Below are 17,478 nucleotides of genomic sequence, written 5' to 3' on the forward strand. Positions count from 1 at the left end.
GTTGATCACGACCACTACCCGCCAGCACACTTTGCGGGATCATTTGCCCGGACGTCACACCGCCCGCGCCGCCAGCTCGGTCGAGCACCAAGCCATGCTCGCCTCCCGCCTCACCGCCCGCGACAAGTGGCTCCTGGCCCTGCTGCACGAGCACCGGGTCCTGACCAGCTTCCAGATCCAGGACGCGGCCTTCCCCTCCGGCCGGTCGGCACGCCAGCGGGTGCTCGACCTCTACCTCTGGCGCGCGATCTCCCGGTTCCGGCCGTTCCAGCAACTCGGCTCCGCCCCGATGCACTACGTCCTCGGCCCGGCCGGCGCAGCCGTGCTCGCCGCCGAACACGGCCTCGAGGTCAAGGAACTCGGCTACCGGCACGACCGTGCCATGGCCATCGCCCACAACCAGCGCCTCGCCCACACCGTCGGCGTCAACGACTTCTTCACCTCTCTCATCGCCCACACCCGCCACACCAAGGCCGACGAGGCGGTGACGGCCTGGTGGTCGGAATCCCGCTGCGCCCGTCACTTCGGCGACCTCGTCATCCCCGACGGCTACGGCCGCTGGCGCACCCACCACCACGGCACCACGAAGGAGGTGGAGTGGTTCCTCGAATTCGACACCGGAACCGAGTCCCTCACCAAGGTCGGGCGGAAGCTGGCCGGATACGCGCGGCTGGCCGAGTCGACCGGGATCGCGACGCCGGTGCTGATGTGGCTACCGACCACCCGCCGTGAAGCCGGTGCCCGCACCGCCCTGGCCCGCGTCCACGCCGGACTCGACGCCCCTCGCACGGTGCCGGTAGCCACCGCCGCGGCCGACCTGCTCGACCCCGCCGCACCGCATCCAAGCCCGGCCGAGGCGGTCTGGCTACCACTGACCTCGGCCCGCACCGATCGCGCCGACCCGCGCTACAGCCTCGCCGACCTTGCCGACGCCTGGCCCGGCCTGAAACCACCGGCCGGCCCCGGCACCGAGGACGGTGACGGCGAGGCCGCCGCGGCGGCCTCGCCGTACCGGCTGCCACCACCGAGTCCGATCCCACCGCGGGCAACGCCGAACCGGATCGCGCGCGGCGAGAACTGACCTGGCAGCGCCAACTCGTCCGTAACGCGTCCCGTTGCCACCTATCGCCGTGAAAGGAGCGCGATCCAGCCATGGGAAGCAAACTCGGGGCCGCCGTCGCCGCCGTGATCCTCGCCATTCCGTTGCTCATCGGCGCCGGTGTCGCCGGCATCGTCAGCTCGTTGTCCGGCGGCAACGGCGCGAGTTCGCTGCTCTGCACACCCGACGGGACACCGACCGGCACGGTGACGGGCCTGACCGCCGAGCAGATGGGCAACGCCGCCACCATCGTCGCGGTCGGCAGACAGATGGCGATACCCGAGCCTGGCTGGGTGGTCGCGATCGCCGCCGCGATGCAGGAGTCCAAGCTCCGTAACCTGCACTACGGCGACCGCGACTCCCTCGGACTTTTCCAGCAACGCCCCTCGATGGGCTGGGGCACCCCGCAACAGATCACCACACCGACCTACGCGGCGACGAAGTTCTTCGAGCGTCTCAATGCAACACCGAACTGGCAGAGCATGAGCGTCAACGACGCCGCACAGACCGTGCAGGGCTCAGGGTTCCCCAATGCATACGCACAGCACGAGGACAAGGCGCGTGCGGTCGTCGCGGCTGTGTCCGGGGTGCGCTGTCAGCCCGCGCCCGCTACGGCCGGAACCGGTGACTGCAACGACATCCAGGCGCCGAACGCTGCCGCGATGACCGCCATCAACTACGCGTGCGGGCAACGAGGGTTGCCGTATGTGTGGGGCGGCAACGGTCCGTTGAACGGTGACAGCGGATTCGACTGCTCAGGCTTGACTAAGGCGGCGTACCACGCAGCCAATATCTCGCTTCCCCGCACCGCACACACTCAATACCACGCCGGGCCAAGAGTACCCGACGGGCAGCTCCTGCCGGGCGACCTCGTCTTCTATGGCACACCCTCGAAGATTCGGCACGTAGGGCTCTATATCGGGGCCGGGAAGATGGTGAACGCCCCGGACTTCGGTCAAGTCGTGCGAATCGACGACTACCGGCGTCCCGGCGACGACTACGCGGGCGCCACACGGCCCGCACAGTGATCTCGCTGCAAGCGAGCTCTGCTGCTGCGCAGATCTTGTGCCTCAAGTCGCAGTACAAATCAGCCTTCGAGGTCGGCGGATCGTACGCGTGGCTTTGCTTTCGGCTGGTCTCATAACGCCATCCACGCCTGACCTGTCGCGAATGTCAAATGCGCGCCGTCGCTACCGTCGAGGCTATCGCCGAAAATTCCCGATCCCGTGACATTACACGGATGCGCCGAGGCAAAACATATACCTGGCTTGACATTCCGACGTGTACGGAGCGTCCCTGGACATGCCATAGCGCGGATCGCGCACCATGCCAACAAAGGGATGTGTCTCTTATGGACGGAACACGGGCAGCCGTTCCCGGCTATGCCGCGGCACTTCCGGTGTTGCCGGAGGGCGAGGTGTGGGTGGCGATGCCGTACAAACCGGCATTCCCCGGCATCATCCCCGGCGACGAGACACCACCGGGCGTCATCGAAGACCAGACCCGGTTCCCCGCCCTGCACAATCTAAACAATGACGTCGAGGTCGGACTGCGGTGCCGCCCCGCCGTCGCGCGCTGGATCGGGATCCATCTGGAACCGTTCTACAGCAACGCCGAGTACCGCTTCACCTGGCGCGGGGACATCCTGGAAATCCACGACGGCGGCCCCTGGGGCGAAGCCGACGGTTCACCGCCGCGCGTGATCCGGCCCGGGGACGACGGCCGTTACGAGATCCGTGACCTGTGGTACCCCGTCGCCCCGGTGGCGGTCGGTGAGCTGTATCAGCGGCATCCTGACGCACTGGTCACGCTGGCACGCGACGACACCCCGGCCCCCGTCCCGCACATGGTGGCGTACCTGACCGATCATCCCGGTGCGCCGTCGTCGTTACGGCGCGGCATCGAGACCGCGCTGGCGAAACTCGCCACTGACCTGGACCGGTGACCACCGATGACAGCGGTGGTCACGGCCTACGACGTCCCCGAGATCCGGGCCCGCATGACCGAATGGACCCGGGACCCCGGCCTGAACGGCGCGGGCAACTGGTACCTGTTCTTCGTCGGCCCCCGGCCCGAGGACTCGGCGGGAGAGCCAGCCTTCCCGCCACTGGATGACGTCGGCGCCACGATCGCGGACACACTCCGCGCCCAGATCCCGGCCGCCGAGCTGTTCTACGTCTCCGCCGACCTGACCGACCTCGCCAGCCACGCCGCGACCACGCTGGTCGACTACCGCCTCCATCCCGAAGACCTGCCCGCCCCCGTGGGACTCATGGTCTACGAGCACCCGCCCGTCACCCGGACCGCCAACGCACTGCACAACGACGTCTCTCTCGTGTCGTGGGGCCCCGGGCGGGGCGGCCTGTGGGTGCAGACCTGGGGCACCATCCCCGATCCGCTGCCAACAGCGGTCGACGTGGGCCGCAAGCTCGCCCGGCTACCCCGCGACCACGCCCTGTCTCAGATGCGGAAAGCCGCCGCGCTGAACCTGCCGCTACCCGCCCTGGGCAACAAACCCTCCAGCCACGACGACGCCGTCGACCAAGCCGCCAAACACCTCCTAGCCACGTTCATGAGCAATACCGAACGCGCACCGATTCCGCCGAGTTTCTCCCCGCCACACGGCTACCAATGGTGCGGCCTCACCCCCATGACGTTCACTGACATGAAGGGCTGGCCCAGCGCACTGACCGAAGGCACCTCCGCCGCCACGATCGACGCACAGCTCGCGTTGCAGCGCACCATCCTCACCACCTGGCTCCTGATGGGCCAGACCCTCGTACGTTCCGAACGGATAGCCGCGCCCCGCGCCGCCCGCCGCCGCATCGAACGCTACGACCCCGCCCTCAATCAGGGCGTCCGGCTCGTCGACCTCCGGCGCGCCCGCACCACACCCGCCGACCGCCATAGCGACGCCTTCGGCCAAGGCACACGCGAATACCACCACAGCTGGATCGTTCGCGGCCACTGGCGCAACCAGTACTACCGCAGCCGAGACGACCACCGCCCCATCTGGATCGCCGACCACCTCGCCGGGCCAGAAGACAAACCCCTCATCGGCGGCGAACGCGTCAACGTCCTGCGCCGCTAACGCCCGGACACAGCCACCTGCCGTGACGCGATCGGGCCGCGACTGTCCACAACAGACGACCTGCACCCGCAGGCGATTGAAAACAATGGGAAAGGAACCCGCAACATGACCACCACAGAAAGCATCGGCACCCCGGTGACCCAACCAACTCCGGCCCCCGTGGCGATCGTGGGCGATTTTCACGACGACACCGCCGAGCTGCCGCTCCGGGACATCGCCGCCCGCATCCGCGAGGACCTCGTCGCGATCCAGGAAGACGACATGATCCACGCCGACGCGGAGTTCGCCGTCGCGGCGGATGAATCCGGTCCGCAGAACCAGATCCGAATCACGATCACCGGACTGCCCCACAGCGACCACGGCACCGCCGACGCGCCGACCATGGACGTGACGCGGGAGGTCTTCCGGTCGGCATTCGCACTCGCCAGCCACTACAACCGGTTCGTCAGCAGCCCCTATCAGCTGCGGTACCTCGTGGTCATCCAAGCCGTCCACAACAGCGGCACCGTCTACGCCGAAGGCGTCGGCGGCATCGGTCTCTGGGGCACGCTGCCCCAGACCTGACCCGCCCCGAAACGACAACATGCCCACTACGGGGCGCGGCCATCACGGGCCGCGCCCCGTAATGGGTTGTCAGCTACGGCACCGTCGCCCGTACCGGTGCCGCCCCCGGTTGCGTGACAACCGGGGGGATCGCAAAACGCCGAAGCACCCGACGGCGGCACCCACGCCTGGCCCGGTTCGTATAGGGGACAAACACTAAAACACAATGTGTCCACATGAGACACGTGTCTTGTTTGACGGATCACTTGACAATGGCGCGGTGACGAAGCGTCCATAGACGTGTAGCCCGAACAACCGGATGCGCACCGGCGGGCCAACGCCCCGGCCGGGGCATGACCATCCCGTTCCATACCCAACCGCATGGAGTCCGTCATGTCCCGCAAGAACCGCAACATCAGCACCGCCCCGGTCCCCGATGCCACTGACAGCGACCGCCACCTGCACGCCGTGTCCGATGCACCCGGCACACAGAACACGCCCACCACGGAAGACAAAGTGCTGGCCGCGCTGACCGCCAATCCCGCCTCCACGACCGCCACTCTGGCGACGGCCGCAGAAGTCGGCCGTTCGACCGCCGCGAAGATCCTGGCCCGCTGGGGACGCGACGGCACCGCGATCCGGACCGCCGGAGACGGCCCGCGCAACCCCGACACATGGACGCTCGCCCCGTCGGACCGTGACACCACCGCGCCCGATACCGACGACGCACAGACGGACGCTCCGGCGGGCAACACCGCCGAAAGCAGCGAAGCGACGAAGACCGTGTCCGACGCCGACGACGCCCCGAAATCCACCGCCACGGACACCGCCCAGGACGATGCCGGTCCGACTACTGCAGCCGACGACGCCGGAACCACTCCCTTGCCCGACACGGCTCCAGAGGATCCGACGGACGGCGCAACCAAGCCCGAACGGTCTGTGACGGGGTCGCCTGCGGCCACCGACACCGCACGCCCGGACAAGGACCGACTGCCCAAGGGCGGGCTGCGAGCCATGGTGGAGGAGTACCTGACCGAACACCTGGGCGAGGACTTCGGGCCCGCCAAAATCGGTAAAGACCTCGGCCGTTCGGGCGGCGCGGTCAACAACGCCCTGGAGAAGCTCGTCGCCGATGGGTACGCGCGCAAAACCTGCGAGGCACCGAAGCGGTTCGCCATCAACCCGGACAAGACCGACGTCCCGAACACGAGCGACGACGCCACCGAGCCCGCGCTGAAATCCTGACGCCCGCCCGCCTAGTCCGCGCGCAGGACCGCCCCTTGGGCAACCGGTCCTGCGCGCGGACTTCTCATGACTCCGGCGCGCTGGTCCAGCCCCCCCGTTAGCGCCGCGATCGCCTACGCCACGGGTTAAGCGGGCGATGGCCAGCGATAGCCTCGGCCGCGCCGGTCCGGTATGGCGGTGGCACTATTCCGGCCGCCCACTGGCGGCATCGTTCCCCGCCCCACGGACACGAACGTGGTTGTTTCTTTTCTTGCCCCATACCGTCGATGGGCCGCATCCCATGCGCTGGTGACAGCGGCCGGGGGCCTGTCGGCTACGCGTCGATGATGGCGTGCAGCAGGGCGCGGGTTTCGGCGTCGGTGGAGTAGAGCACGGTGCCCGCCGTGGCGCGAGTGAGCAGCACGCGGTAGGTGCGACGCACCCATAAGTCGACGTCGTCGGTGGTCGCGCCGTCGAGGGCGTCGTCGTGGGTAGCGGCGGGGTCGGTGATCCACCGGTCGTCGCGCCACAGGAGGTCGGGGCCGAGGATGACGCCGCCGTAGTCGTACTCGAAGCCTTGCGCGCTGTAGACGTTGCCGATCTGGCCGGCGCCCGCGGGATCGATCGCCCACAATGGCGAGGGCGGCAGCCCGTTGACCGAGCGCTGGCCCTTCACACTCCACGGGCGGCGCCAGTCGCCGATCACGATGTCCTCGACCAACGGATTTCCTGGACTCGCGTCGCTCCACGGCCAGCACAACCCGGCCGTGATCCGGGCGCTCGCCCCGACCTCGGTCTTCGGACGCAGCAACTGCTCCAGCTCGCCGGGGCTGTCGGCCACCCGCAGCTCGAACCGCGGCGCGGCGTCCTTGTCCCCGCTCCAGGAGGTCGGCGGGCTGAGTGGGTCGTCGAGGCCGAGTAGGCGACGGACCCAGCTGTCGTAGCGGACGTTGTGATGGCGGTGCTGGCTCGTCAGCTCGGCGATGTGCACGGTGGTGCCGCTGGCTCGGGCGGCTGTCGCGAGGTAGCCGCGGGTGCCGATTTGTCCGGGACGGATCGCCTGGTCCTCGTCGAGGAGGAACACCACGACACGGGCGGTCTCGAGCAGCTGTGCGGCCTGGGTGCGGTCGCTGCGGCGTGAGGCGGGGGTGTAGCGGGTGTTCGAGGTGGCACGCAGTTGGTGCGCGTCGTCGCACACCAGCAGGTCCAGCCCGTCGGGCTCGGTGTCGGTGGCGGTGCCGAAGTACTGGAAGAGCTTCTGGGTGGCACGGGAGCCGTGTCCGGCGGTCTTGCGCAGCGCAGTGGTGAACGCCTGCGAGCCGGTGGCGTGGCGAGCCAGGTAGCCGGCGCGCACCGCCTCGCCGAGCAGAGTCAGCGCGAGGGCGCTCTTGCCTGTGCCCGCGGCGCCGGCGACCACCACGACGGCCCTCGGGCCGTCCTTGTCGGCGAGGCACCGTCGCACGTGGTCGAGGACGGTTTGCTGATCGTCGGACAGGGCGAACACGTCGACGTGGTTGAGTGAGCGGGCCGCGAGATCGAACAGCGTGGGCGCCGCGGGGCGCGAGGGGGATCCTGCGGTCGGCATGATGAGTTCGGTCCTCCTCACTGGTGAGACGAACGTGCGTCAGGGTCTCAGGACGTCGGCCCACACCTCCACCGGATCCGTCACCTGCTCTGGCGACGGTGTCGCGGCCGGGCGCACCCTACCCTCGGATTTCTCCGAGACGGGATCTGGTGCTCGCCCAGCGAGCGAGGTCGGGGGTGCGCCGGGCGAGCCCGCGGCGGTGCAGAGTGTGGTCATCGCGGTTCTGCTTCGACGGTCGTTATCTGGTGGCCGGGACGAATCCAGCGGTGAGTGTCCGGGTCCCAGGTGGCGGTGGTCATCAAGCGGTTGAGGTCGGGGAGCCCTTCCCCGTATGTCCAGCCGAACTCGAAGCATTCGGCCGCGCCGGGCCATCGCCCGGACCAGGTGTCTTTCGGGCATGGGCATGCTTCGTCGTGGCCTGTGCGCTGCAGCCCGGTGGCCAGACAGCGGGCCACGTCGCACCACTCGTGGTGAACATGGCCGATCTCGGCGTGGCAGTCCGGGCATGACGGCTCCAGCGACGGGGTCGTGGGCTGGGTGCTCATGCCGACCTCCTGGTCGCGTTGTGCTGGCTTTCGAAGTACTCGTTCCACTCCTGTGTTTCGCCGCTCACGTAGGTGTCATGCAGGCGCACATCGGGGTTCGCGAGCAGGTGACGGTGCGCGAAGACCACTCCGGCTCCGGAGGTGATGGCCTCGGCGAGCCGAAGATGCAGATGCGCCCAATCGAGGCAGCGCCGGTATTCACCCTGGTCTACGGCGCGGCTGCTCAACGTCGGGTAGATCGCGCGGGCCCGGGAGAAGAGGGCCTCGGCGGCGGCGCAGTGCTCGGCGGCGCTGCGCGGCTCCCCCGCCTCCGTGGAGGCGGAGTCGACAGGTGCGGTGTCCGGTGACATGGTGTCTTCTCCTTCAGGTTGTGGGTCTGGGAGGCGGAGGTCAGTAGGTGGTGAGCACCGCGCGGGCGCGGGGGTCGTCCAGCACCGGGTGCGAGGTGTGGCGCTCGTCGGTGGCGATGCCGACCCGTACGCCGAAGCGGGGCGGCCCGCCGGACGGGTCGGTCCATCCGTAGAGGGCGGGCAGCATTGACAGGGCGTGCGCGACGGTGTCGGCGGCGGGGTCGCCGTCGCGGTAGCCGAAGACCTCGAATGCCAGCTCCACGTCCGTCTCGTCGGCAGTGAGGGTGTAGCGCAGGTGCGGCGGCAGCTGTGCCCGGAGGTCGGTGAGGGCGGTGGGTTCGCCCGGGCCGGGCGGTCCGGTGACATCGGCGAGGATCCGCAGCCCGAGCTGGGGCAGGTCGTGGCGGTACGTGTCGCCCAGCAGTGGGCCGTAGCGGCGGGCCGTGGTGTCGGCAGCGTCGATCCCGGTGTAGCAGCAGCTGTCGCGCATGTGCGGGAATTCCAGTGGTGTCTCGTCGGGCCCGGGTGGGATGTACTCGTCGGCGCGCAGCGACCACCGGTCACCTCGTCGCGCGGTCCACACCGCGTCGGTGTCGAAGGCATACACGTAGTCGGTGCCGTGGCTGGTGGGCCAGGGCCACGGCCACTCACGGTTTCCAAACGTCACCTCGCCGGCCTCCTGAATCTCGGCGGTGCGCAGGAAGAGGGCGACGAGGGTGATGAACCCTCCCGCGGACCGGGCTCGCGTGATCTCGTCGAGCCAGCGGCCGTTGCGGGTGCCGAGGCGAACGGATCCGAGCCAGTCGGCGTCCGGGCCGCGCCCGAGGTAGAAGTCGTGCGTCGTGCTGCTCATCGGGCGTCACCGCCGATGATGGGCATGTCGGCGGGTTTCTCCCGCATCAGCGGCATCGGCACCGACGGTGGCGCTGCCGGATCACGCAGCCACGCGTACAAATCGGGCGGCCCGAGCGGGTCGTCCCCCTCGGGAAACCACGGGTTACTCGGGTCGATACGGTGCCAGCGGACACCACCGCCCACCGTGGCGAACACCGCGCCGTCGCCGGGGTCGAAGGTGATGATCCAGGTGCTGTTGTGGCTGGAATACCACGGCCACGGCCAGCCGCCCTCGCGCCGATACGCGCGGCCGAGACGTTCCTCCTCCCACACATCGAAAGCGTCGGCCACGGCGGCGCGGAAGATGGCCTCGGTCGTCGCGGTCACCGCCAGCCGCACAGGTGGGACAGCGAGGAAGTTCTCGGGATAGCACTCCCCGTGCAGGGAGCCGATCCATTCCGCGTCCTCGCCGCGTCCGAGATAGAAGTCGGTGTTGCTCGACATCGCCAGGTCCCCCTTATCGTGACGCATGGGGGTTCGGGGTCACGGGTGCCGGGACACAGGCGTACGGATCGGGCGGCGGATATGGTGGAGCGTCGCCGTCGTGGGTGGCGTCCTGGTCGTGTTCGGTGGCGCGGCCGAGGATGTAAGCGAGCACGATCACCGGGGTCCACGGGCCGGGCAACATCACAGCCAGCACTGTCCACATAAGACGCTTCTTCGTGTCACGCATGATGTGTCGCCCTTTCTGTAGTTCGGAAAATGGGTTGGTCAGCTGAAGGTGGGAATCGCGCCCAGCGTGCCGACGACCTCGGCCACGACGGCGGGCACGTCCATCACCGCGAATACGGCGTAGCCGCCGAGTTCGGTGTTGGCGGTGGCCCCGACCCGGCCGCCCAGCACCGCCTCGCAACGGCCGCTAGCCCACTGCTCGAACGAGACCTCCGCCTCGGTGAGCATCCGCCACGCGTCCGGGCAATACAGGCGCAGTACCTCGGGCCACGCGCGCTCGGGCACGTCGAGCTCGCCGCAATACAGCGCGGACACCACCGCGACAGTCGACGCGCGACCGGAGAGGATGTAACCCCAGTTCGGGTCGAATCGCTCGACCGGGCGGTACCGCCTATCCCGTCCGGTCAGGGCGGGCAGGATCTCGCCCGCTCCGGGCTCGGCGTGACGGTAGAGGTCGTGGGGAATAGGCAGGAACGTAGTCATCGTTGGTCTGTCCTTTCTGGACTCTGAGGTCGTGAGATTTGCGTCAGAGCAAGTGCGAGTAGTCGGTGGCGGGTGTATCGGGCGGGCGGTGCACCGGGAGCGGGACCGCTGGTGCCGCGCGGGGGTCGCGTAGCCACGCCGCGAAGTCCGGCGGTCCGCACCGCAGCGGCGGGCGCGGGTCGTCGGGGTCGAGGCGGTGCCAGCGGTCGCCACCACCCGCCGCCATGTGCGCGGCACCATCGAAGTGGGTGAGGATCCAGTCGTTGCTGTGGCTGGATTCCCAGTCCCATGGCCACCCGTTCCGGGGTTCGTGTGCGGCGCCGAGTCCCCCGACCGCCCACATCAGCAGCAGGTCCTTCACCGCCGTCCGGTAGGCCGACGGCTCCCGCGCGGTCAGTATGGCGCGGCCGGGGGACAGGACAGCTTGAGGAGGTTGTCGGGGTGGCAGGCGAACTGCAGCGAACCCAGCCAGTGCGCTGTCGGTCCGGTGTCGAGGTAGAAGTCGGTGCGCGTGACCATCACGAGGTCCTCTCCTGGGTGGGCTTGCTGGGTCAGAGGTCCTCGCGGACGGGGCATCCAGGTGTGTGGCCGACGCCGAAGGTCAGTCCGGGCGGGCACGGCACCGAGGTGCCCGTGGCCCGTGCGTCGAGGTAGCGGCCCAGCGCGGCAGGGTCGTTGGCCGCGAGCAGCGGCACCTCGCCATCGCACTCCGGGCACGGCCCGAGGACACGCAGGTCGTCCACTTCGCCGTTGTAACAGGTCAACCGGTACTCGGTGCCGCCGTCGGCGATGGTCACCAGAAACCAGTGCCACCCGCCGTGCTGACGGTCGGGGTCATCGGTCACCGTCACCGCCGTCCTCGCCACACCGAACTCCTCGGCCACGTCACGCCCCAAGGCGCGGCGGAGGGCGGCACGCTTGAGGTAGGCGGGATCACGGCCGACGTCAGAACCCGGGTCTTGTCGGCGGGCCCGGTCGAAGGCCTCGCGAGCGCGCCCGGCAAGCGTGGTACCTCGGCAAGCCGGAGGCCTCTCGCTGTGAAGAGTGATGCTGTGCCAGTCATTCTCGACGTTGTCGATGCCGCGAACAACGTCGGGCAGGTACAACACTCGACGGCCGTCGAAGGTGTATGCGCCGCCCACGTGGAGGTCCTTGCGCCGCCACGTCTTCCACGTCGCGAGGTCGTGATTGCAGCCGGACACCGCTGGCCCGAAACCGCACATCGACCACGCCTCAGCCAGGGTGTCCAGCGCGGCATAGAAGTCGGTCTCGGTGGCAGCGGTCAGGAATCGCCGTCCGACAGGCAGCAAGGCGACGGTCGCGGGATCTGGTGTCCCGTCCGGGTATGCGGATTCCAGGTAGCCGACGTACTGGGTCCCTGGGCCCGTGCCGAGGAAGACCTCAACGCGGGAGACCTTGTGACTATTGCGGGGGCGCAGGCCTGTGAGGGTGGCGTTGATCGTGGTCATGTCGTCTCCTGGGTTTCCGTCGATGTGGATGGTGTGGTGGTGTCGGTACGGAGTGCCTGTGCGAGCGCGGGAATGCGGGCGAGCGCGTCGTCGACCGACATGGTCAGCGTGATGCTCATGCGGTCGCCCCTCAGGCAGTAGATGCGGGCGGGCTCGGGTGCCTGCGGAAACGCGCTTTCCAACTGGTCGGCGATCTCGCACTGAGCTTTGTATTGGCGCGTTTGGGCTTGGATGCGTTCGCGTCGGGCGGTCTGGGCGCGGTCGAGCCACTGGTGGAAGGCCGGGATCAGTCGCTGGTGGATGTGTGTCGCGACCTCGGCGGCCGGGGCACCGACAGCGAACCTGACAACAGGGAATGGGTCTCGGCGGTGCCAAAGGAAGACATCGTCAAGTTCTCGCGGGAGGTCCCCGGGAACGAGCTGGTAACACCACGCGCCCGGCCCTGGTACCGGTTGGAACCCGACACTGACTCCGGTGGCCAAGCACACGACGTCGGCGACCTGGTCTCGGTTTCGGCCACGGCCAACCGTCCACTTGCCCGGTAGCGCGGTCGCGACGTCGGTCGCAGCAAGAGCCACCCGATCTTCTTTGCTGATGCGTGCGGGTTTGTCAGCGGTCTCGACGGCTGTCGTTGTCATGACAGGGGCTCCTTTCGGTGTCCCGCGCGGAGTTCCGACGCGTTCGCGGAGTAGAGGCAGTGCGGGTGATGGGCGGGGTCGCCTTGGAATTCGAAGGGTGCGGTGTCGAAGAAGTGCTCCTCGGACTCGGTGTCGAGGTGGGCGCCGAGGTCGGCGAGGCCGGCGACTCGCGCGATGGGGACCCGCGGTGCCCCGCAGTCCGGGCACGGGCCGAGCAGCAGCCAGGACCACATCACGAACCCGGACAGGTCGGGGATGAAGTACCAGCGGCGGCCGTCGTTGGTGACCTCGATCAAATCTCCCGGGGCGAGGGTGGCCCCGGTGCCGCAGTGGCGGTCCGGGTCGTCACGCACGAGCACGGTGTCGGCACCGACGCCGAGCGCGGCCGCGATATGGCTTGTGGTGATCGCGCGGCGATTCCACGAGGACTGGGCACCGTGACGATCGGCGAACGCGCGCGGCGCGATGGCGCGGTGAAGGCGGGCGACGGTGATCGCGCGGTCGGCCAGCGAGGCAGGTGTCCTGCTGGGTGTTTCGTCGGTGGTCATCACGACCACCCCAACGCGTCGGTGACGGGCGCGGGCACGTATCCGACCTGGTCACTCGCGCCGAGCCACACCACGGGCTGATCGGCGCGATCCGGGGTGCACACGACGCGCGCGAGCAGGTTTTCCAGGGGGTAGGCGGGTTGTGTCGCGAGCCGTACGGGGGCGGCGGGGTCGTAGTGGTCGAGGGCGGCGATCAGCTCGCCGACGGTGGCGATGGTGGTGTCGGTCATCGGTGGTCATCTCCAGTTCGCGGGTGGTTGTGGGCCCGGGCGGGGCGGGCATGAGGGGGAGGGTGTCCGCCCCGCCCGGGGTCTGTGGGTGGTTAGCGTGTGGCTCGTAGTGCGGCGGTGGCGGCTTGTCCGATGGCGCGGGCGGTGGCGGCGGGGTCGGTGAGGGTGTGCAGCGTGACGCCGTCCATCGGCTGATTGCGCGGGTCGTCGTCGGGTAGCAGCCACAGGACCGCGCACCCGGTGGCGCGCAAGCGATCGAGGAGCCGCTGGCCCGGTTCACGGGTCTGTTTTTCGAAGATGCCGTCGGAGATGATCACCAGGAGGCGGGCGGCGTTCGGGCGGGACAATTCCAGCGCGCCGTCGAGGGCCTCGGCGGCGTCGTCGATGGCGTGTCCGCCGTAACCGGTGGTGAATTCGGTGACCCGTGCGGGGGTGGTGCCGGGGTGGGTGATCGGTGTGATGCGGCCTGAGCCGAAGGTGACGGTGGCGGTGGTGGCGGGCACGTCGGTGTGGTGGGCGGCGTGGGCGAGGATCCACGCGGCCGAGGCGACCGGTTTCCTGTACGCCTTCATGGACCCGGTGACGTCGCAGGCGATGCCGAGCCGGAGTGGCGGTGCGGGCACGGTTTTGCGGGTGGTGCGGGTGAACGGTTCGGCGGTGGGGATGGCGCCCGCCGCGCGTTGTGCGGCGGCGGTCATCGCCCCGCGCACCCGCAGCCGCCCGGGCGGTATGGCGGAGGTGGTCGTGGTGGTGGTGCGGTCACGCACTCCGGCGGTGGTCAGCGCACGGGCCAGTTGACGCGCGGCGGTGCGTTCGGCCGTGGTCGGGGGGCGGGTGCCAGTGATGTGGTTGGCGTTCGGGCTGGTCCCGCTCCCGAAGGTTTTGTTCGCCGCGCTGGCCGCGCGGGCGCGGGCGGCGTCCTCGGCGGCACGGGCCTCCATGGCGTCGGTGACGGGGTCGGTGGGCGCGGGGTCGGCGGCAGCCGAGTTGACGATGGCGATGGCTGCGGCGGTGATCGCTTGCGCCAATGGTGACGGCGTACCGTTCCCACTACCGGGCTGCGCGCCCGCGTCGGCGGCCCCGCGCTGGGGCGGCGGCTGGTCGGGGTCGTCGCCGAGGACCTCGCACCAGCGGCGCCCGAGTTCGATCATGGCGGTGGCGTTGTCGTCGGCGACACGGTGCGCCGTACGCCAGATAGCCCGCAACTGGGCGAGGGTGTCGTCGCCGAGAATGCCGCGCACGACCCGTTCGACCCGGGCGACTTCCCGACCGTTGAGGACACCGCCGTCCACACGTGCCAGCAACAGCGCGGCGGACTGCGCGGCATCCTGTTTCGTCATGGTCGGTGCGGCGGCCGGGTCGTTCGCCCGGGTGTCGGCGAGGATGAGCTTCGTCGCGCTGCCACGCAGCCAGTACCGGTCCTGCGGGCGGCGCCGCAACTGCGCGGCTTCGATCCGGGACTCTTCCAGCAGGATCGCGGCCGCCGCCGCGCCCGGTGGCGCCCCGGGAGGTTCACGCCATACCGAGTGTTTCGCGTGGGCGGATTCGTGGGTCAGCAGCCCCCATGCTGTGCGGTAGCGCTTGCGGTCCCCGACCCGGTGTGGTTCGACGGTGGCGGGGTCGACCCCGCTGGGGAGGTGGATTCCGTCGACTTCGATGGCGGCGAGGTCGGGGAAGAAACACGCTGGGGCGTCGTGTCCCGCACCGGGGGCGACGGTGACAACGAGGTCGTCGCGGTCGGCGATGGCGGGGACCTCGTCCCCGAACCGGGCCGACAGGGTCAGCCATCCCGGGGCGGCGGGAAACACGGCGGTCAGCGTGGCGGCGGGTGCGGCGATGTGCGCGGTCATCGTATGTCCTTTCCGGACGGTCACAGGCGGCAGAAACCGGTGGGGACGCGACTAAAACTGTTCGCCGACCGTGAGCGGGGCGACGTGGGCGCCGAAGGTGTTGCGGACCACGTCGGCGACGATGTCCTGGTCTTCTTCCGGCGCGGCGGCGATCAGGTTCCCGGCGGCGGTCATCGGGTCCAGCGCGGCGGCGGTGTCTTTCGCGGCGAGGAGTTCGCGCATCTGGGGCGCCCACCCGATCTCGCCCTTCTTCTGCCGTCCGGCGAGATTTTTCGCGACCCGCACCACTTTCGGGTCGACCCCGATCCGCGCGGCGAGGTCGTAGTCGGTGGTCACCTCGATCTTGACCCGGAACCGCGACGCCAGCGCGGGGCTCAGTACCGCGCCGTGCACCCCGGGGTTGTGCCCACCCACCACGTAGAACCCGGGTGCGGCGTCGACACGCTCCCAGTCGTTGGCCTTGATCATGATGTGCCCGCGCCCGTCCATGACGGGGTACACCACCGCGAGCACGGGTGCGGGTATCAGGGTGAAGTCGTCGATGAAGAACGCGCGCCCCTCACGCATCGCGGTCACCAGCGGCCCGTGCGCGAACGCGTAACTCCCGCCCGATGTGGGCACGTACCCGCCCACAATGTCATCCACCGTGGTGTCACTGTCACCCGGCAACGTCACCGCGTCACCGAACGCGGCCTCGACCAGCGACGTCTTGCCCGTACCCGGGGGCCCATACAGCAGCGAGGGAATCTTGTTCTGCCGCAACCGCCGCAACACCGTCACATCCGAACTGCCCGCCAGCTTGCGCGGGTGGTAAAGCTGCCCGTTCGGGCGCCGTACCGGTGCGGTCACCAGCGCGGGCGCGGCCGCCTTTTTCGGCCCGGGGCAGCGTTTCGGCGCGATGGGCGCGGGCGGCGTGGCGACGTCGCCTGTCGCAGGGTCGGTGGTGCGCGTGCTGATCACGGCGGTCGCGGCGGCGGTGGGGGTGTTGGCGTTGGCGCGGTAGGCGCGGGACGGCTGCCCCATGTAGTCCGCTTCCCCGCGCGTTACCAGCGTTTCCAGGGCGTTGCCCACCGCGCCGGATGACCGGTTCAGGAGCCGGGCGGCGGCGCTCACCGTCAGTCCGGCATTGGCGGGTTGCTGGCTGAGCAGTTCGGCCACCATGCGACGGAGTTCACCGTTGGGCAACCGGTGTGCCGCGCCCGGGGCGGCGGGCGCGGTGCCCGTGGCCGGAGTCGTGGCGTGCGTGGTCATCGTGCTGGTTTCCCTTCACAGCAATGGGTTTCGGCGGTCATAGCGCGGCGGGGACCGGGGCGGGGTGGCGCGGGGCGGCTACGCGCGGCGCAACGTGGTGATGAGCGCGACCACGGCGTGGCCTTCGCTGGGGGCGGGGTATTCGGTGCCGTCGGCGGTCACCACCCGCCATTCGGATTGCCGCACGATGTCGGCGGGAAAGTAGCTACCGATGAAACGCCCGTCGGGACCGGTTACGGTGCCGTACAACAGTTGTTGACGGTCGGCGGGGTCGATCAACACACCCGTGACGGTGCAGTCGTTTTCGGTGTTGGTGCGGGTCACCACTTCGGGTTGCACGTCGCGGCTCATGGTCGGGTCGACCACGTACACCACGCGTTCCGGCGGGTTGTCGTCGTGGTTCATGGTGTTGCCCCTTTCGTTGCGGTGTCGCGGTTTCGCGGTCGAGTGATCAGTGGGCGCGGCGGGGAAGTCGGCCGACGACGGCGACGGTGTGGGTGGTGTCGTCGTAGGTCGCGGCGTCGATCACGTGCCCGCATCCGTCGCACTTGTACAAGGGTTCGACCCACCGTTCGGGGGCGTGGGCGGTGTCATCGCCGTTGCTGTCGATCATGCAAAAACCGCTACTGTGTGGCGTGTTCCCGCACACGCACACCCAGCGTTCGCAGTCGTGGGCGGTGATCGTGGCGACGGTGGCCGCGCGCATGGTCGGCACGTCCGGGTGCGGCGTGGTGGTGTTGTGGTTCATGGTGTTCGGCCCCTTTCGCGGTGGGCACGGTGGGCGCGGTCAGTGGGTGGCGGCGAATTCGGCTTCCGCCGCTTCAGCGTCCCGGGTGTGGGATTCGGCGGCCGCGTCGGCGGCGTCGTGGTCGGGGTAGGTGTTGGACCAACCGCAATAGCAGTGCGCGACGGCGGTGCCGTCCGGGTTGTCGGTGGTGTCGGCGTAGCACATAGCAATCCCCAATCACGTGTTTGCCGGTTTTCCGCTTTCCGGGGGAACATTCGC

24 protein-coding genes are annotated in these 17,478 nt (G+C 69.2%); 6 read left to right on the top strand and 18 right to left on the bottom strand.

Translation table 11 applies throughout. The features are described from left to right. The first annotated feature begins 1 nt into the window (after position 1). From AJAP_RS37955 to AJAP_RS37980, 6 genes are all read left to right on the top strand, one after another. Positions 2-1,081, top strand: coding sequence for a replication-relaxation family protein (locus AJAP_RS37955; protein WP_038520568.1), 1,080 nt, complete (start codon positions 2-4; stop codon positions 1,079-1,081). A 71-nt stretch (positions 1,082-1,152) separates the two neighbouring features. Further along, the gene (locus AJAP_RS37960) at positions 1,153-2,127 is read left to right on the top strand and encodes a C40 family peptidase (RefSeq protein ID WP_038520571.1); all 975 of its coding nucleotides are present in this window, start codon (positions 1,153-1,155) and stop codon (positions 2,125-2,127) included. Between the two features lie 323 nt (positions 2,128-2,450). Then, the gene (locus AJAP_RS37965) at positions 2,451-3,044 is read left to right on the top strand and encodes a hypothetical protein (RefSeq protein ID WP_038520574.1); all 594 of its coding nucleotides are present in this window, start codon (positions 2,451-2,453) and stop codon (positions 3,042-3,044) included. A gap of 6 nt (positions 3,045-3,050) precedes the next feature. Further along, entirely contained in the window at positions 3,051-4,190 is a 1,140-nt protein-coding gene (locus tag AJAP_RS37970; RefSeq protein ID WP_228694780.1) for a hypothetical protein, read from the top strand. 105 nt (positions 4,191-4,295) lie between these two features. Next, positions 4,296-4,754, top strand: a complete 459-nt coding sequence (locus AJAP_RS37975) for a hypothetical protein (protein ID WP_038520577.1) — start codon at positions 4,296-4,298, stop codon at positions 4,752-4,754. A gap of 372 nt (positions 4,755-5,126) precedes the next feature. Continuing rightward, positions 5,127-5,978: a prolipoprotein diacylglyceryl transferase gene (locus tag AJAP_RS37980; RefSeq protein WP_038520580.1), complete on the top strand. Its 852-nt coding sequence runs from the start codon at positions 5,127-5,129 to the stop codon at positions 5,976-5,978. Between the two features lie 313 nt (positions 5,979-6,291). Here the strand turns inward: AJAP_RS37980 and AJAP_RS37985 are convergent, their stop codons facing one another. The 18 genes from AJAP_RS37985 to AJAP_RS44475 form a co-directional block, all read right to left on the bottom strand. Then, the gene (locus tag AJAP_RS37985; protein WP_051972728.1) at positions 6,292-7,542 is read right to left on the bottom strand and encodes a DNA/RNA helicase domain-containing protein; all 1,251 of its coding nucleotides are present in this window, start codon (positions 7,540-7,542) and stop codon (positions 6,292-6,294) included. Positions 7,543-7,754: 212 nt separating this feature from the next. Beyond that, on the bottom strand, positions 7,755-8,087 hold the full coding sequence (locus tag AJAP_RS37990; RefSeq protein WP_038520583.1) for a hypothetical protein: 333 nt from the start codon (positions 8,085-8,087) through the stop codon (positions 7,755-7,757). Then, entirely contained in the window at positions 8,084-8,437 is a 354-nt protein-coding gene (locus AJAP_RS37995) for a hypothetical protein (protein ID WP_038520586.1), read from the bottom strand. The genes AJAP_RS37990 and AJAP_RS37995 overlap by 4 nt, the downstream gene beginning before the upstream one ends. Before the next feature lie 40 nt (positions 8,438-8,477). Continuing rightward, positions 8,478-9,290, bottom strand: a complete 813-nt coding sequence (locus tag AJAP_RS38000; protein ID WP_038520589.1) for a hypothetical protein — start codon at positions 9,288-9,290, stop codon at positions 8,478-8,480. Further along, positions 9,287-9,775 carry a hypothetical protein gene (locus AJAP_RS38005; protein WP_038520592.1) on the bottom strand — a complete coding sequence of 163 codons (489 nt, stop codon included), beginning with the start codon at positions 9,773-9,775 and terminating at the stop codon, positions 9,287-9,289. The genes AJAP_RS38000 and AJAP_RS38005 overlap by 4 nt, the downstream gene beginning before the upstream one ends. A 13-nt stretch (positions 9,776-9,788) precedes the next feature. Beyond that, positions 9,789-9,980, bottom strand: a complete 192-nt coding sequence (locus AJAP_RS43905; protein WP_148311630.1) for a hypothetical protein — start codon at positions 9,978-9,980, stop codon at positions 9,789-9,791. Between the two features lie 62 nt (positions 9,981-10,042). After that, on the bottom strand, positions 10,043-10,486 hold the full coding sequence (locus tag AJAP_RS38010; RefSeq protein ID WP_038520595.1) for a hypothetical protein: 444 nt from the start codon (positions 10,484-10,486) through the stop codon (positions 10,043-10,045). 43 nt (positions 10,487-10,529) lie between these two features. Beyond that, positions 10,530-10,847, bottom strand: coding sequence for a hypothetical protein (locus AJAP_RS38015; protein WP_051972729.1), 318 nt, complete (start codon positions 10,845-10,847; stop codon positions 10,530-10,532). A gap of 32 nt (positions 10,848-10,879) precedes the next feature. Further along, positions 10,880-11,005: a hypothetical protein gene (locus AJAP_RS45160; RefSeq protein WP_267284117.1), complete on the bottom strand. Its 126-nt coding sequence runs from the start codon at positions 11,003-11,005 to the stop codon at positions 10,880-10,882. Positions 11,006-11,037: 32 nt separating this feature from the next. Beyond that, positions 11,038-11,955: a hypothetical protein gene (locus AJAP_RS38020; RefSeq protein ID WP_038520598.1), complete on the bottom strand. Its 918-nt coding sequence runs from the start codon at positions 11,953-11,955 to the stop codon at positions 11,038-11,040. Continuing rightward, complete coding sequence (locus AJAP_RS38025; RefSeq protein ID WP_038520601.1) at positions 11,952-12,593, bottom strand: hypothetical protein; 642 nt, start codon at positions 12,591-12,593, stop codon at positions 11,952-11,954. Before AJAP_RS38025 ends, AJAP_RS38020 begins: the two co-directional genes overlap by 4 nt. Continuing rightward, the gene (locus AJAP_RS38030; RefSeq protein WP_148311631.1) at positions 12,590-13,141 is read right to left on the bottom strand and encodes a hypothetical protein; all 552 of its coding nucleotides are present in this window, start codon (positions 13,139-13,141) and stop codon (positions 12,590-12,592) included. Before AJAP_RS38030 ends, AJAP_RS38025 begins: the two co-directional genes overlap by 4 nt. Beyond that, positions 13,141-13,371, bottom strand: a complete 231-nt coding sequence (locus AJAP_RS38035; RefSeq protein WP_038520603.1) for a hypothetical protein — start codon at positions 13,369-13,371, stop codon at positions 13,141-13,143. The genes AJAP_RS38030 and AJAP_RS38035 overlap by 1 nt, the downstream gene beginning before the upstream one ends. A 92-nt stretch (positions 13,372-13,463) precedes the next feature. Further along, positions 13,464-15,221 carry a VWA domain-containing protein gene (locus AJAP_RS38040; RefSeq protein WP_038520606.1) on the bottom strand — a complete coding sequence of 586 codons (1,758 nt, stop codon included), beginning with the start codon at positions 15,219-15,221 and terminating at the stop codon, positions 13,464-13,466. A gap of 51 nt (positions 15,222-15,272) precedes the next feature. Beyond that, positions 15,273-16,472, bottom strand: coding sequence for an AAA family ATPase (locus AJAP_RS38045; RefSeq protein ID WP_038520609.1), 1,200 nt, complete (start codon positions 16,470-16,472; stop codon positions 15,273-15,275). Positions 16,473-16,550: 78 nt separating this feature from the next. Continuing rightward, a complete protein-coding gene (locus AJAP_RS38050) occupies positions 16,551-16,877 on the bottom strand; it encodes a hypothetical protein (RefSeq protein ID WP_038520612.1) in 327 nt (108 codons plus the stop codon). Positions 16,878-16,923: 46 nt separating this feature from the next. Beyond that, positions 16,924-17,220, bottom strand: coding sequence for a hypothetical protein (locus tag AJAP_RS38055; protein ID WP_038520615.1), 297 nt, complete (start codon positions 17,218-17,220; stop codon positions 16,924-16,926). Positions 17,221-17,259: 39 nt separating this feature from the next. After that, entirely contained in the window at positions 17,260-17,424 is a 165-nt protein-coding gene (locus AJAP_RS44475; protein ID WP_167551729.1) for a hypothetical protein, read from the bottom strand. Positions 17,425-17,478: the final 54 nt, after the last annotated feature.

It is taken from the genome of Amycolatopsis japonica, assembly GCF_000732925.1.
Taxonomy (GTDB): Bacteria; Actinomycetota; Actinomycetes; order Mycobacteriales; family Pseudonocardiaceae; genus Amycolatopsis; species Amycolatopsis japonica.

Bases quoted from the DNA above. Each gene is read 5' to 3' on its own strand.
- AJAP_RS43905 (WP_148311630.1), bottom strand. From the start codon at position 9,980: ATGTGGACAGTGCTGGCTGTGATGTTGCCCGGCCCGTGGACCCCGGTG.
- AJAP_RS37980 (WP_038520580.1), top strand. From the start codon at position 5,127: ATGTCCCGCAAGAACCGCAACATCAGCACCGCCCCGGTCCCCGATGCC.
- AJAP_RS38020 (WP_038520598.1), bottom strand. From the start codon at position 11,955: ATGACCACGATCAACGCCACCCTCACAGGCCTGCGCCCCCGCAATAGT.
- AJAP_RS38040 (WP_038520606.1), bottom strand. From the start codon at position 15,221: ATGACCGCGCACATCGCCGCACCCGCCGCCACGCTGACCGCCGTGTTT.
- AJAP_RS38000 (WP_038520589.1), bottom strand. From the start codon at position 9,290: ATGAGCAGCACGACGCACGACTTCTACCTCGGGCGCGGCCCGGACGCC.
- AJAP_RS38045 (WP_038520609.1), bottom strand. From the start codon at position 16,472: ATGACCACGCACGCCACGACTCCGGCCACGGGCACCGCGCCCGCCGCC.
- AJAP_RS38035 (WP_038520603.1), bottom strand. From the start codon at position 13,371: ATGACCGACACCACCATCGCCACCGTCGGCGAGCTGATCGCCGCCCTC.
- AJAP_RS37970 (WP_228694780.1), top strand. From the start codon at position 3,051: ATGACAGCGGTGGTCACGGCCTACGACGTCCCCGAGATCCGGGCCCGC.
- AJAP_RS37995 (WP_038520586.1), bottom strand. From the start codon at position 8,437: ATGTCACCGGACACCGCACCTGTCGACTCCGCCTCCACGGAGGCGGGG.
- AJAP_RS37990 (WP_038520583.1), bottom strand. From the start codon at position 8,087: ATGAGCACCCAGCCCACGACCCCGTCGCTGGAGCCGTCATGCCCGGAC.
- AJAP_RS38030 (WP_148311631.1), bottom strand. From the start codon at position 13,141: ATGACCACCGACGAAACACCCAGCAGGACACCTGCCTCGCTGGCCGAC.
- AJAP_RS38025 (WP_038520601.1), bottom strand. From the start codon at position 12,593: ATGACAACGACAGCCGTCGAGACCGCTGACAAACCCGCACGCATCAGC.
- AJAP_RS37975 (WP_038520577.1), top strand. From the start codon at position 4,296: ATGACCACCACAGAAAGCATCGGCACCCCGGTGACCCAACCAACTCCG.
- AJAP_RS37960 (WP_038520571.1), top strand. From the start codon at position 1,153: ATGGGAAGCAAACTCGGGGCCGCCGTCGCCGCCGTGATCCTCGCCATT.
- AJAP_RS38050 (WP_038520612.1), bottom strand. From the start codon at position 16,877: ATGAACCACGACGACAACCCGCCGGAACGCGTGGTGTACGTGGTCGAC.
- AJAP_RS37965 (WP_038520574.1), top strand. From the start codon at position 2,451: ATGGACGGAACACGGGCAGCCGTTCCCGGCTATGCCGCGGCACTTCCG.
- AJAP_RS38010 (WP_038520595.1), bottom strand. From the start codon at position 10,486: ATGACTACGTTCCTGCCTATTCCCCACGACCTCTACCGTCACGCCGAG.
- AJAP_RS37985 (WP_051972728.1), bottom strand. From the start codon at position 7,542: ATGCCGACCGCAGGATCCCCCTCGCGCCCCGCGGCGCCCACGCTGTTC.
- AJAP_RS44475 (WP_167551729.1), bottom strand. From the start codon at position 17,424: ATGTGCTACGCCGACACCACCGACAACCCGGACGGCACCGCCGTCGCG.
- AJAP_RS45160 (WP_267284117.1), bottom strand. From the start codon at position 11,005: ATGGTCACGCGCACCGACTTCTACCTCGACACCGGACCGACAGCGCAC.
- AJAP_RS38055 (WP_038520615.1), bottom strand. From the start codon at position 17,220: ATGAACCACAACACCACCACGCCGCACCCGGACGTGCCGACCATGCGC.
- AJAP_RS38005 (WP_038520592.1), bottom strand. From the start codon at position 9,775: ATGTCGAGCAACACCGACTTCTATCTCGGACGCGGCGAGGACGCGGAA.